At 64.8% G+C, this 13433-nt stretch carries 12 protein-coding genes; 7 read left to right on the top strand and 5 right to left on the bottom strand.

What is annotated here, in order from left to right; all coding sequences use genetic code 11:
* Positions 1-3: 3 nt before the first annotated feature.
* From P8934_RS10440 to P8934_RS10410, 7 genes are all read left to right on the top strand, one after another.
* Positions 4-525: a TRAP transporter small permease gene (locus P8934_RS10440; protein ID WP_133633735.1), complete on the top strand. Its 522-nt coding sequence runs from the start codon at positions 4-6 to the stop codon at positions 523-525.
* Between the two features lie 41 nt (positions 526-566).
* Entirely contained in the window at positions 567-1844 is a 1278-nt protein-coding gene (locus tag P8934_RS10435) for a TRAP transporter large permease (RefSeq protein ID WP_278030975.1), read from the top strand.
* Between the two features lie 9 nt (positions 1845-1853).
* Entirely contained in the window at positions 1854-3137 is a 1284-nt protein-coding gene (locus tag P8934_RS10430; protein WP_278030974.1) for a M20 family metallo-hydrolase, read from the top strand.
* Positions 3121-3591, top strand: a complete 471-nt coding sequence (locus P8934_RS10425) for a RidA family protein (RefSeq protein WP_278030973.1) — start codon at positions 3121-3123, stop codon at positions 3589-3591. Before P8934_RS10430 ends, P8934_RS10425 begins: the two co-directional genes overlap by 17 nt.
* 16 nt (positions 3592-3607) lie before the next feature.
* Positions 3608-5011 (top strand): amidase, encoded by a 1404-nt coding sequence (locus P8934_RS10420; RefSeq protein ID WP_278030972.1) that lies wholly within the window; start codon positions 3608-3610, stop codon positions 5009-5011.
* 55 nt (positions 5012-5066) lie between these two features.
* Positions 5067-6335, top strand: a complete 1269-nt coding sequence (locus tag P8934_RS10415; protein WP_278030971.1) for an amidase — start codon at positions 5067-5069, stop codon at positions 6333-6335.
* A gap of 389 nt (positions 6336-6724) precedes the next feature.
* Complete coding sequence (locus P8934_RS10410; protein ID WP_278030970.1) at positions 6725-8530, top strand: alpha/beta fold hydrolase; 1806 nt, start codon at positions 6725-6727, stop codon at positions 8528-8530.
* A 158-nt stretch (positions 8531-8688) separates the two neighbouring features.
* On the opposite strand, the gene P8934_RS10405 is transcribed toward P8934_RS10410, so the two are convergent.
* The 5 genes from P8934_RS10405 to P8934_RS10385 form a co-directional block, all read right to left on the bottom strand.
* Positions 8689-9435 (bottom strand): M15 family metallopeptidase, encoded by a 747-nt coding sequence (locus tag P8934_RS10405; protein ID WP_278030969.1) that lies wholly within the window; start codon positions 9433-9435, stop codon positions 8689-8691.
* A gap of 16 nt (positions 9436-9451) precedes the next feature.
* Entirely contained in the window at positions 9452-10729 is a 1278-nt protein-coding gene (locus tag P8934_RS10400) for a TRAP transporter large permease (RefSeq protein WP_278030968.1), read from the bottom strand.
* Complete coding sequence (locus P8934_RS10395; protein WP_278030967.1) at positions 10726-11217, bottom strand: TRAP transporter small permease; 492 nt, start codon at positions 11215-11217, stop codon at positions 10726-10728. Before P8934_RS10395 ends, P8934_RS10400 begins: the two co-directional genes overlap by 4 nt.
* Before the next feature lie 75 nt (positions 11218-11292).
* On the bottom strand, positions 11293-12327 hold the full coding sequence (gene dctP, locus P8934_RS10390; protein ID WP_278030966.1) for a TRAP transporter substrate-binding protein DctP: 1035 nt from the start codon (positions 12325-12327) through the stop codon (positions 11293-11295).
* 111 nt (positions 12328-12438) lie between these two features.
* The gene (locus tag P8934_RS10385; RefSeq protein ID WP_278030965.1) at positions 12439-13374 is read right to left on the bottom strand and encodes a LysR family transcriptional regulator; all 936 of its coding nucleotides are present in this window, start codon (positions 13372-13374) and stop codon (positions 12439-12441) included.
* Between the last annotated feature and the right edge of the window lie 59 nt (positions 13375-13433).

Here is a 13433-nt window from a genome sequence, read left to right as displayed (position 1 = left end):
GCCATGCTCGAAGCGCTCAATAAGCTCATTGATCGCTTGGAAAAGGTGGCGATGGTCGCTTTCATGTCGATTGCGACCATCATCACCACTTTCCAGGTCGTCTATCGCTACGGCTTCAACAGCTCGCTTTCCTGGGCGGAAGAAGTCGTGATCTATTCCATTGTCTGCATGAGCTTCGTCGGAGCCAGCATGGGCGTTCGACACGGCGCCCATATCTCGGTAGACGTGTTGAATGCCTTCGCACCACCGGCCGTCAATCGCTGGTTGCACATCCTCACCGCGGTGCTCGGCATTGTCTTTGCCATGATGCTGGCCTACCTCGGCTTTCAGCTTTTCTCCCTGACACTCGAGCGGGGCATGCTGTCCCCGGCAATGCGCATGCCCATGGCCTGGGTCTACCTGCCGATCGGTCTGTCTGGGGTATTGCTGATCATTCGCTATTGCTGGTTGATCCGTGAGGTCTGGCGTAAGCCCCCCGTCAGCATGGCGGAAGAGCTCGCTGCCGAGAAAGAAAACCTGGTGTGATGGGCTCACGCCACGCTACGTGACAACCACGAGGATTCCCCATGATTACGGCCTTGTTGCCCATCTTCTTCGCGGTGCTGCTTCTGGGGTTGCCGATCTTTGCGGCGCTGGCCTTTTCCGTGATGCTGGCCATCCAGTTCTTTGGCAGTACCGACCCGATCATCGTGCCGATGCGCATGTTCTCGGGCATGAACAACTTCTCGCTGATGGCGATTCCCTTCTTCATCCTTGCGGCCGAACTGATGCGCATCGGCGGGCTGTCGGATCGCCTCATCGACCTCGCCAAGGCGCTCGTAGGCTGGGTGCCCGGTGGGCTGGCAGCGGCGACGGTGCTGTCCTGCCTCTTCTTCGGCTCCATTTCGGGGTCGAGCCCGGCCACGGTGGTGGCCATCGGCAGTATCATGTTTCCCGCCCTGGTGGCGGCCGGTTATGACAAGCGTTTCGCCATCGGGGTGATTGCCACGGCCGGCACCCTGGGGCCCATCGTCCCCCCCAGTATCGCGCTGATCATCTACGGGTCGGTCACCGGCACCTCGGTGGGGCGTCTTTTCGCCGCCGGCCTGTTGCCCGCCCTCCTGATTGCCTCGATCCTCATTGCCTACTGCATCGTCTATGCATCCTTCAAGGGGTATGGCCGCAGTGCCTTCCCGTCGCTGCGCGAGATCGGCTCGGCCTTCAAGGCGGCGGCCTGGGGCCTGGGCCTGCCGGTCATCCTGCTCGGCGGGATCTACAGCGGGGTGTTCACCCCCACCGAGTCCGCCGCCGTGGCCTGCATGTATGGCCTGTTCGTGGGGATGGTGGTCTATCGGAAGATCAACCTGAAGAACCTACTGTCGACGCTCAACAGCGCGGGGCTGATGTCGGCGACCCTGCTGCTGATCACCGCGGGCGCATCGGCCTTCTCCTGGTTGCTGGCCATCACCGGGGCACCGACACAGCTGGCGGGTGAGGTGCTCTCCTGGACCGAAGACCCGATTCAGGTCATGGCGCTGTTCAATGTGGTCATGATCGTCGCCGGCTTCTTCCTCGACAGTGCTTCAGCCATCATCGTGCTGGCGCCGCTGCTGCAGCCCATTGCCGCACAGGTTGGTGTAGACCCGACCCATTTTGGCGTGATCACGCTGATCAACTTTTCGGTCGGCATGATTACCCCTCCGGTGGGCCTGAACCTTTTCGTTGCCATGGCCATCTCCAAGATGACATTGCCCGAGGTGTTCAAGGCCTGTCTGCCCTTGATCGGCCTGATGCTGTTGTCCCTGGTGATCATTACCTACGTCCCCTGGTTCAGCACCGTTCTGCCAGACCTGATCTACCGCTGAGGAGGCGTCATGACACAGATCGCGCATCTTCATGAAGCGCTGGATGGGCAACGCTTCTGGGACGATGTCCAGGCGCTGGCGACCATCGGGGGCCTCGAGCCCAAGGGAATTCGACGGCTGGCCCTCGACGCCCGGGACAATCAGGCTCGCCTGTGGCTCGCCGAACAGGGCAGGGCGCTTGGCTGCCAGGTCTATTACGATGCCCTGGGCAACCTCTTCCTGCGTCGCGAGGGGCAGGATCCCTCCCTGGCGCCACTGTTGATCGGTAGCCACATGGACAGTCAGCCCGAGGCCGGTGCGCATGATGGGGCCCTGGGCGTTCTGGCCGGTCTGGCCGTGCTCAGGACCTTGCAGGAGCAGGGCATCGAGCACCCGCGCCCGCTCGAGATCGTCGCCTGGACGAACGAGGAGGGCGCGCGCTTTGCACCGGGTGCGTCGGGATCCTCCTGGTTTGCCGGACAGCGAGACTATGCCGGGATCGTGGCCGCCCTGGACGGCGAGGGCGTGCGCTTTGGCGATGCCCTCCAGGCGTGCCTGTCGCTGCTTGAAGAAAATGGGCTCGAGTACCGCCCGGCCCCCTTTGTACCGCACGCCTTTCTCGAGCTCCATATCGAGCAAGGGCCGGTGCTGGAACAACTGGGCAAGCCGGTGGGGGTCGTCAGCGGGATCCAGGGGGTCAACTGGTATCGCATCCAGGTGGACGGGGTGGCCAACCATGCCGGCACCACGCCGCGGCTGGCGCGCCGGGATGCCTTCGATGGTGCCCATGAGCTGGTGACAGCTCTGAAGGCCGCGACACATGACCAGGACGAGGACCTGCGCTTCACTATCGGCAAGTTCTCTGTGTGGCCCGATGCCGTCAACACCATCGCCCAACGGGCCACCTTCACCATCGATCTGCGCCATCCCGACGCCCAGGTGCTGGCGGCACTCGACCGCCAATTCCATGCCCTGGCCGAGCAGCAGTGGAGTGGCTGTGACGTCACCCTCGAGGTGACCTCCCGGGTGGCGCCGGTGGCGTTTCCCGAGCCTCTGCTGGCCGTGCTTCGCGAGAGTGCCGGCAGTGTCTGTGCAGAGGCGCCGGAACTGGTGTCGGGTGCCTTTCATGATGCCATCCATCTCGCGCATGTCTGCCCCACGGCCATGCTGTTCACGCCCTGCCGAGCGGGTATCAGCCATCACCCCGACGAGCATATCGAGCGTCAGGATGCCGACATCGCGGTGCGGGCCCTGGCGCACGCCGCCGAGACACTACTGATAACAAGGAATAACGCCCATGACTCAGACCATTGACGCGGCCGTCGCCGCTCAGGGTCTTACCCTCCCCGCCATTCCGCGCCCCCGCGGCGCCTTTCTGCCCTGGTCACGGCTGGGCAGCCAGCTGTTCCTGGCGGGACAGATCTGTGAGCGAGATGGCGAGGTCCTCTATCCGGGTAAGGTGGGCGCCGAATTCGATCTGGCGACGGGCAAGCGGGCCGCCGAGGCCTGTGCGCTCAATCTTCTCGCCTCGCTCAGTGATGCCGTCGCTGGCGACATGAGTCGTGTTGTGCGCTGTGTTCGCATGAATGGATTCGTGAATGTGGCGCCCGGCTTCCACGACGTGCCGCTGGTGATCAACGGTGCATCGGAGCTCTTCATCGCCTTGTTCGGAGAGAACGGACGCCATGCCCGCACAGCGATCGGTGTCGCCACGCTGCCCGGAAACGCCGCCGTCGAAGTCGAAGCGATCTTCGAGATTCGCGACTGATACCAGGAGTCACGCCATGACGGATTCACCCCTGATGCGCCCGCTGCGCGAACAGCATGCCGGGCTTCGCAGCGGCAAGCTCACCGCCACCGCCCTGGCCGAGGCCTCGGTGGAGGCCAATAGAAACCGCGGCCAGCGGGATCATGCCTACCTGACCTGGAATGGCGAGGTCGCCCTGGAGACGGCCAGGGCCACCGATCGCGTGCTGGCCAGTGGCGGTGATACGGGGCCGCTGATGGGCGTGCCGGTGTCGATCAAGGATATCTATGCAGTACCGGGGCTGCCGACCTATGCCGGATCCGCTCAGCGGTTGCCGCGTCACTGGGAGGCGCCCGGTCCCATGGTCTCGGCGCTGCTGCGGCAGTTGCCCAGCGTGATGGGCAAGACCCATACCGTGGAGTTCGCCTTCGGCGGTCTGGGCACCAATGCCCACTGGGGGGCGCCCCGCAATCCCTGGGACCAGGTTCATCATCGGACACCCGGTGGGTCCAGTGCCGGTGCCGGGGTGTCGCTGGTCAACGGCACGGCCAGTCTGGCACTGGGAACGGACACGGCAGGCTCGGTACGTGTGCCTGCCGCGATGACGGGTGTGGCAGGTCTCAAGACAACGGTCGGGCGCTGGTCCACGTCACAGATCGTGCCATTGTCAGCCACGCTGGATACGCCGGGCTTGCTCGCCCGCAGTGTCGACGATCTGGCCTTTGCCTTCGAGGCGCTGGATCCCTCCCTGACGATCCGATCCAGCAGCATGCCGGCACGCCCGTCACTCGCCGACCTGACCTTCGGTGTTCCGGAGGCCTATTTCTGGGAGGAGTGCAGCCCGGGCATCGCCGAGTCCGTTCAGGCCGCCATTCGCCACCTCGAGGCCGCCGGGGCTCGCATCGTGCGCCTTGATCTGCCCCGCACGGATGAGCTCTTCACTCTGTTCCAGCAGGGCGGGCTGGCGGCGGTCGAGCTGGCCGCCTTCCTCAAGACTCAGTTGCCGGAGGCCATCGAGGGCCTGGATCCCAATGTGGCGGCCCGAGTCAAGGCAGCCGACGATATCCCCGGCTGGGAATATGTGCGTCGCTGTGACGTGCTCAAGTCGCTGTCGGCAAGCGCCGCCGAGTGTCTGACCCGTGTCGATGCCCTGTTGACCCCGACCGTGACCCTGACGCCGCCCACCCTGGAGAGCCTCGAGCCAGACGGAGCCTATGCCAGGGCCAACATGCAGGCCCTGCGCAATACCGTGGTGGGCAACTTCATGGGGCTGTGCGGGCTGACATTGCCGGTGGGCAAGGATGATGCCGGCATGCCGGTGGGGTTGCAGGTGCTGGCCGGGCCCTGGCAGGACGCGCGGCTGCTGGCCATCGGCCAGGCCATCGAGGAGCATCTGGGCAATAGCCTGGACCTCCTCGGTGCCCCGCCGGCCCCGCGATAGCAGAGTGATCTGGCCACGGCAGCCGGTGACCTATAGCGCAGAGAGGAGAGCAGGCATGACCGACAGTGTCGACGACACCATAGACGCCTTCCGGGCCCGGGTGGCCCGAGGCGAATGTGGGGAGCTTGCCTGGTGGCATGCCTGCCAGGCGCGGGTCGAGGCGCGTGAGGCGGATGTCCAGGCCTGGGAATGCCTCATGCAACCGACGTCGAGCGCAGCCCATCCGGGTACCGGGCAGCTCTTGCGCGGGGTGCCGGTGGGTATCAAGGACATCATCGATACCGTCGACATGCCGACCACCTGGGGGACCGGCGGCTATCTCGTCTCGCCGGGGGCCGTCGTGGATGCTGCCGTGGTCACCCTGCTCAAACGCCAGGGGGCCATGCCGCTCGGCAAGACCGTGTCTACCGAGTTTGCCTACTTCACACCCGGCAAGACGTGCAACCCGCATGATCTCTCGCGGACCCCGGGCGGCTCCTCCAGTGGCTCCGCCGCGGCCGTGGCGGCCGGCATGGTGCCGCTTGCCCTGGGCACCCAGACGGCCGGAAGCATCATCCGTCCGGCGAGCTACTGTGGCGTTTTCGGTTTCAAGCCTACCCTCAATACGGTGTCCTTCTCGGGGATCAAGGCCTTCGCGCCCTCGATGGATACGCTGGGCTGGTTGGCCCGACACATCGAGGACATCTGCACGGCTTTCACGGCCCTGACCCGCGCTGATTCCATCGAGGCGCTGCCCGATCTCGGCGGGATTCGCGTCGGGTTGCACAGCCTGCCGGGCGACAGGCCGCTCGATCCCGATGTCGCGCAGGCCCTGTCCAGCACCGCCCGTCGCCTGGAGCAGGCCGGTGCCCGGGTGTGTGCCTTGCACCTGGATACCCGCTATGACGATCTCGTCAGGCATCACCAGGTGGTGCTGGCCTACGAGGCGGCGCAGTCGCTGGCCAGTGAGTTTCAGCGGCATGGCGAGGAGATGGGGGCCAGGCTGGTCGAGCTGATCGAGGAGGGACTGGCGACCTCCTATGCCGACTATCGGGCCTCCCTGCTGGTGGCCGAAGCGTGCCGAGAGGCGCTGTCGCGGGTATTTGCCGATGAGGTTGACGTGATCCTGGCGGCGAGCGCCCCGGGGGTTGCCCCGCAAGGGCTGGATGCCACCGGCGACCCCATCTATTGCCGAGCCTGGACGCTGCTCGGCGTGCCGTGTCTCAACCTGCCGCTGAACACGGGGCAAGAAGGGCTGCCGGTGGGCGTGCAGCTGATCGCCGACCGCTGGCAGGACGAACGGCTCCTGTCGATTGCGCGAACGCTGGTGGCGGCTGAAGGGTAGGGAGCTCGCGCATTGGAAACGCCTGGGCATCCTGTCGGTATGACGCCGATGATGACACGATCCGAGCTTTGATGACCTGCCAGATGGTCCGAAGGATGAGGTCCACTTCATAGACCGGAAGATCTTGATCGGGGACGGTGCCAGGCTCAACGGCACCAGGGGCTTGTCACTTCCCGTGAATTTTACGCGTCCCATGCCCCTGGAACGCCTTATCGAATTCCTCTGGGAGGCCCAACCGGTTCCCACGGGGGAGGAGGGCTGCCGTCCGGGACGGCGACGGCGTACCATGATGCGATGCAGTATCTGCTAGGCTGAAGGGCGTTAGTGCCATGAAGGCGAATCACGGCGCTGCTGGCGGCAATTTTTCGTTGTTGAAGGGGGGCAGGGCGATGACCGAAGAGAGTCGGACGATATCCCGCGGCGCAGAAGACCTTGCGTGTCCGCCACCCCCGCCCGAGCAGGAACGGCCGAATCCGGGGTTCTATCCCACCCATGCCCTCGACCGCGCCTTCAAGGCGAACCTGGCGCGGATGACCGCGGGCATCACCCCGGCGGGGGTCGTCAGCGTCTACTTCGAATGGCTGGCGCACCTCGCACTGTCGCCGGGCAAGCAGGTAGAGTTGAGCGAGAAGGCCCTGCGCAAGAGCCTGCGTCTGGGCCATTACGTCAGTCGTGTCGCCAGCGACCCGGGGGCCAGCCCCTGTATCCAGCCCATGGCGCAGGATAAGCGTTTCGCGGATGAGGCGTGGCAGCAGTGGCCGTACAACGTCATTTATCAGTCCTTTCTGCTGACCCAGCAGTGGTGGCACAACGCCACGACCGATGTCGAGGGCTTGTCCCCGCCTCGCGAACGGGTGGTCAACTTCATGACCCGTCAGCTGCTGGACCACTGGTCGCCATCCAACCTGCCCTGGCTGAATCCGGAGGTGATCTCGGCCACGCTGCAGTCAGGCGGCATGAACCTGGTGGATGGCTGGCAGAACCTCCTCGAGGACTGGGAACGCAACATCTCGGGCAAGCCGCCGATAGGCGCCGAGCGATTCTCTATCGGCGAGAACCTGGCCGTCACTCCCGGCAAGGTGGTCTATCGTAACCGGTTGATCGAGTTGATCCAGTACTCGCCCACGACGTCACAGGTCCATGCCGAGCCGGTGCTGATCGTGCCGGCCTGGATCATGAAGTACTACGTGCTCGACCTGGCCCCCGGCAAGTCGCTGGTGGAATACCTGGTGGATCAGGGTCATACGGTATTCATGATCTCCTGGCGCAATCCGGACTCGGAGGATCGCGACCTGAGCCTGGAAGACTATCGCCGGCTTGGCCCCATGGCGGCACTGGACGTGGTGACCGCGATTACCGGCCAGCCCAGGGTGCATGGCCTGGGCTACTGTCTGGGCGGGACCCTGCTGTCGATTGCCGCGGCGGGCATGGCGCGTGACGGTGACGAGCGACTAGCCTCGCTCACCACCCTGGCCACCCAGGTGGACTTCACCGAGGCGGGCGAGCTGATGCTATTCGTCGGCGAGAGCCAGGTGTCCTATCTCGAGAACATGATGTGGGACCAGGGTTACCTCGACGGCTATCAGATGGCCGGCGCCTTCCAGATCCTGCGTTCCAACGACCTGATCTGGTCGCGCATGGTGCATGACTACCTGCTGGGCAAGCGGCAGCCGATGAATGCACTCATGGCCTGGAACGCCGATATCACGCGCATGCCTTATCGCATGCATTCCGACTACCTGCGCTCCCTGTTCCTGAACAACGACCTGGCCAGTGGTCGCTATCAGGTGGATCATCGACCCATTGCGATCCAGGACATCCGATTGCCCGTGTTGGCGGTGGGGACGACCAAGGATCACGTCGCCCCTTGGGAGTCGGTCTACAAGATTCATCTGCTGACCGATGCCGAGGAGGTGACCTTCCTGCTCACCAACGGTGGACACAACGCGGGCATTGTCAGCGAGCCACAGCACCCACACCGGCGTTTCCAGATGCGCACCCAGCGTCAGGGCGAGCCCTACCTGGACCCGGAAACCTGGCAGCAGATTGCCTCGGAACACGAGGGCTCCTGGTGGCCGGCCTTTCAGGATTGGCTGGTCTCGCATTCGTCCGCCAAGACCTCGCCGCCCCCGATGGGCAGCGAGCGCTTTCCGCCCCTCGAAGACGCCCCGGGCAGCTACGTGCGCCAGTCCTGAGCCTCACAGGTCCCGGCATCCTCCGAGATGGCCCCGAAAAGCCGACGCCCCAGCACCCTGTGGCTTCGACACGCCTTCAGGAGACGGCAGTCGTCCAGGGGTCATGGGGCTTGCTACAGGGGCTTCCGGTCAGGCCAGCGGTGCAGCAGCCCCTTGGCTCACAGCTGTCGCCGCCAGCGGCTTTCAATGGTCTCCAGCTCCGCCGGCCCATAGAGGGCCTGGGCATGGCCGCTGTAATGGGCCCATAGCTGGTCGCCCGCATCGTAGTGCCACCACTCGCTCGGCAAATTGGTGAAGCCCTGTTCCCGCATCGCGCCATAGAGGCGGCGGCGGTTGTCGCGGGCCTGTCGCTGTCGAGCGTCCGGGTGAGGAATCTCTTCCAGCGCGACAGAGTGGGAGGCCGGCACGGCCTCGTCGAACAGGGTGCCCATGTCCAGCGGCAGCCCGTCGGCATCGCTCAGGGTCACATCCACGGCACCGCCGGTAAGGTGGGGGCTTGGCGAGCTCGCCTCGCGACTGGGCACGGAAACGAATTCCCGCGTTCGCTCCAGTAGCGTCTCGTCGCTGAGCTCGGGATGGTGAGAGCGGATAGCCTCCTGCAGCGTATCGAAGAGGTACTGCTGCACGCGCCAGGGCCGCCAGCCGTCCAGGACCACCAGCCCATACTCGGCGGGCAGGGAGCGGGCCACCTTCAGCAGCCGCCGGTAGACCCCTTCACGGACATAGCATTCGTTGACCGCCCCGGGAATATCCTGCTTGGCATAGACCGGAAAGATCTTGATCGGTGACGGTGCCAGGCTCAAGGGAACCAGGGGCTCGTCACTGCCCGTGATGGGGATGCGGCTCACCACCGACCAGACGGGGTCGGGGTGGCGGTCGATGGGTGATGGCAGGGAGCGGTTCACGAGGGTCTCCATGAGGTCAACCAAGCTGGGTCGGTAGCCAGAGGGTCAGGGAAGGGAAGAGGATCAGCAGGATCAGCACCAGGATCGCCGTCACCACGAACGGCCAGATGGTACGAAACAGCGAGGTGATCTCGAGCCGACTGACTGCGGCCGCGACGAATACACAGGCGCCCATCGGCGGGGTAATCAGGGCAATGGTGATGTTCAAGGTGATGATGATGCCCAGGTGTACCGGGTCGATGCCCGCCATCATGGCCACGGGGGAGAAGATCGGCGTCAGCAGCATCAGGGCCGAGACCTCCTCCATGAACATGCCGGTGACGAAGGTGATCAGGCTCAGCAGCAGCAGGATAATCACTGGCTGCTCGATGTAGGGGGCCAGCAGCGCCACGAACTCGTTGGGCACCTGGGCATAGGAGAGCAGCCAGCTGATGGTGGCCGAGGCGGCCATGATCAAAAAGATCGCGGAGGTCAGGCGCGTGGTGTCGACCATGGCCTTCCAGAAGTCGGCGAGGCGCAGATTGCCCTGCGCCAGGCCGCACGCCGCCACGTAGAGCGCCGTCAGGGCCCCGGACTCGGTGGGCGTCACGAAGCCCATGACGATCCCCGAGACGATGATGAAGGGTGCCACCAGCGCGGGCAGGGCGCCCAGGGCCGTGACCACCAGCTCCCGGCGAGAGGGGAGTCCGCCGCGCTTTTCCAGTCCCTTGTGCCAGGCATACCAGGCGTTCATGGTCATGAACGCCAGGCCCAGCAGCAAGCCCGGGATCACGCCGGCAAGAAACAGGTCACCCACCGAGGTATTGGTCAGCGAGGCGTAGAGGATCATGAAGATGCTGGGCGGGATGATCGGCCCGATCAGCGAGCTGCCGGCCGTGAGGCCCGCGGCAAAGGCGGTGGAGTAGCCCTCCTTGCGCATGGGCGGCACGAGCAGCGAGCCCAGCGCCGAGGTATCGGCCACTGCGGAGCCATTCACGCCGGCGAAGAAGATGCTGGAGACCACGTTGACATGGCCCATGCCGCCGCGCAGGTGGCCGACCAGCAGCTTGGCGAAGGCCATGAGTCGGTCCGTCAGCCGGGTCACGTTCATCAGGTTGCCGGCCAGGATGAACAGCGGAATGGCCATCAGCGAGAAGGCATTGATGCCGCCGAAGAACTGCTGGGGCATCATGCGCGGGATCATGGCGGGATCGACGAACAGAAAGCCCACCACTGCCGTGGCAAGTAGTGAGATAAATAGCGGCAAGCCCAGCAGGACGTGCACCAGGAAGACGGCCAGCATGGTCAAGGTCATGCGGGGTCCTCCGTGAGCGTCTTGAGGGGTGCCGGACCATGCCACAGGGCATGCCAGGCCAGCAGCGCGAAGCCGATCGGCACCGAGAGCATGGGAATGGTTCTGCTGATGCCCAGCCCCTGGCTGGTGAACATCGAGACGGACATCGCATAGCGATAACTGATGATGGCGGCGCCAACGGCAATGCTAAGCGTGAGGAGCCACTGGTAGAGGTTAAGGACGCGGCAGAGCGGCGCTGGCAGCAGGCGCTCGATCAGCGCGACGCGCATGTGGCCGCCCTCCACCCAGACGGCACCGGCCCCGAGCAGCACGCTGCCGATGATCAGGAAGCGGGCCAGCTCGTCTGTCCAGATGGGTGCCCCGCCGGCGAGGTAGCGCATGAACACGCCGAAGAGGATCACCGCCAGATCGATAAGCAGCAGGCTGCTGGCAATAGTGAGTGACACGGACCGGCTGATGGCCAGCACGCGAGAGTTCGATAACGTCATGGAGGGATGCCATCTGTCATGGGGCAGGGGGGGAGCCCCCTGCCCGAACTGCGGATGTCTCAGGGACGGTGTGGCTTACTCGGCCAGGTGGCTCATCCCGGCATCTTCGAGTGCCATGTCGATGAAGGACGGATCAATGTCCTGCTCGCCGAGCCACTCCAGGTAGGCCGGCTGGCCCTGCTCGCGGAAGGCGGCCAGCTCCTCCTCTGAGGGCCGGATCACCTCCATGCCCTGCTCCTCGAGGTAGGCGATGCGCTCGTCGACCCGGGTCTCGTTGTGCTCGCGGGCCATCTGGTTGGCCTCCTCGACGGCCGCCATGAAGGCCTCGCGCGTCGTCTCGTCCCAGCCGTCGATCATCGCACCGTTGCCGACCAGGAACTGGTCGGAGTACTGGATGTTGGCCAGCGTCAGGTAGTCCTGCACCTCATAGAGGCTGCCCATGATGATGTACATCGGCGGGTTCATCTGACCATCGGCGACGCCGGTCTTGAGCGCCATGTAGACCTCGGTCCAGGGAATCGGCGTGCCGGAGGCCCCGAAGGCCTCATAGAGCGCGACCTGGCTGGGGTCCATGGCACGAAAGCGCAGACCCTCGAAGTCGCTGGGCGAGGAGATGGGTTTCTCGTCGTTGGTGAAGGCCAGAAAGCCACCTTCCTCGACCACGGCCAGCAGCTCCACGCCGGTGCGCTCGCGCAGGGCGTCCTCGACGGCCTGCCAGTACTGGCCTTCGTCGAAGAAGGTGCGTGCCGACTCGAAATCGTCGAAGAGGAAGGGAATGGCGCTCACAAACACTTCCGGCACCAGGGGAGACATGCCCGCGAAGGAGGCGATGTTCAGGCTGGGGCTGTTCATCGTCTGCTCCATGCGCTCCTGTTCCTCCCCCAGCATGCTGTTGGGGTAGAGCTTGAGCTCGATGTCGCCCTCGGTCTTTTCCTCGACCAGCTCCTTGAGGTTGGTGGCGAAGACATGCACGGCGTTCTTGTCGGGATCCGGGGCGCCGTTGTAGCTCAGGTCCACGGTCGTGGCGGCCTGCGCCTGGCTGGCCAGCAGACTCGCGGCCAGGACGGCGGCGGTAAGGGAAGACACGGCGAACGATCGAGTGGGGTTCATGTTTGGACTCCGGGCGTTGTTGTTGGCGGAACGGCCGGCCTGTCGGCCGGTATATGAGCAGACTAGGCGTTGCTGCGTTGACTAATCAAACCCTTAAGCGTTGCTTTTACATCAACGCTTGGCGCCCAGCAGGCGCGGGGCATCGGCATTGAAGAAGCGCATCCCTTGGCAGAGGTGTTCCAGACAGGCCTTCGCCGCCACCGTGAGCTCGCGGCCGGTGAGGCTCACGATCTGGGCCCGGGCATCGCTGAGCACAGGATAGGCCATGGGCAGGACAGTGATATCCCCTTGCTGGACCTCCTCGGCCACGGTCAACTCGGGCATGAAGGTCACCCCGATGCCCGAGCGCACGAAATTCTTCAACACGGCTACCGAGTTGGTGTGCAGGCGCGCCTGCAGGAAGATGCGCTCCTGGTGGGCCACGGCATTGACCATCTGGCGCATGCCGAAGGGGTTGTCCATCAGGCCGATCGGCCAGCGCACCAGGTCCTGCAGGGCGACCGGCCGCGGGAAATGGGCCAGTTCATGGTCGCTGGGGACGATCAGGTCCAGGGGCTGGCGCGTCTCGACATGGCAGGTCAGCTGCGGGTCGACGGGGGGCGCATAGAGGAGGGCGAGCTCGACCTCGCGATCCTTGACCAGCGCCATGGCCTCGTTGACCCCGGCCATCACCACCTCCAGCTCGATCCCCGGGTAGGTGGTCATGAACGACTGCAGGGGAGCGGAGATCAGGTCGGCGATGAAGCCTTCGCCCACCGCGATCCGGACCTGGCCGCTGACCAGTCCCTGCAGTGCCGACAGGCGGGAGATCACGGCGTCTTCCGCCGCCTGCTGACTATGGTAATGATCGACGAGCAGGCGCCCCGCTTCGGTCACCTTGATGCCGCCGGCGTGGCGTTCCAGCAGCCGGGTGTCGAGCTGTTCCTCGAGGTAGCGAATCTGCCGGCTGATGGCCGAGACATCGATGCCGAGGTAGGTGGCCGCCTTGCGCAGTGAGCCGCGACGAATCACTTCGCTCAGGTAGGAGAGGGCGCGGGTGTTGAGCATCGGCCGCAGTGCCTCATGTCGGTCGTGGATGGATTGATGTCACCATACCGGTTCGGCGC

Source organism: Halomonas sp. CKK8 (assembly GCF_029625235.1).
Lineage (GTDB): Bacteria > Pseudomonadota > Gammaproteobacteria > Pseudomonadales > Halomonadaceae > Halomonas > Halomonas ventosae.
The sequence above is the reverse complement of the archived record's forward strand: the minus strand, read 5'-3'. Positions and strand labels throughout refer to the sequence as shown.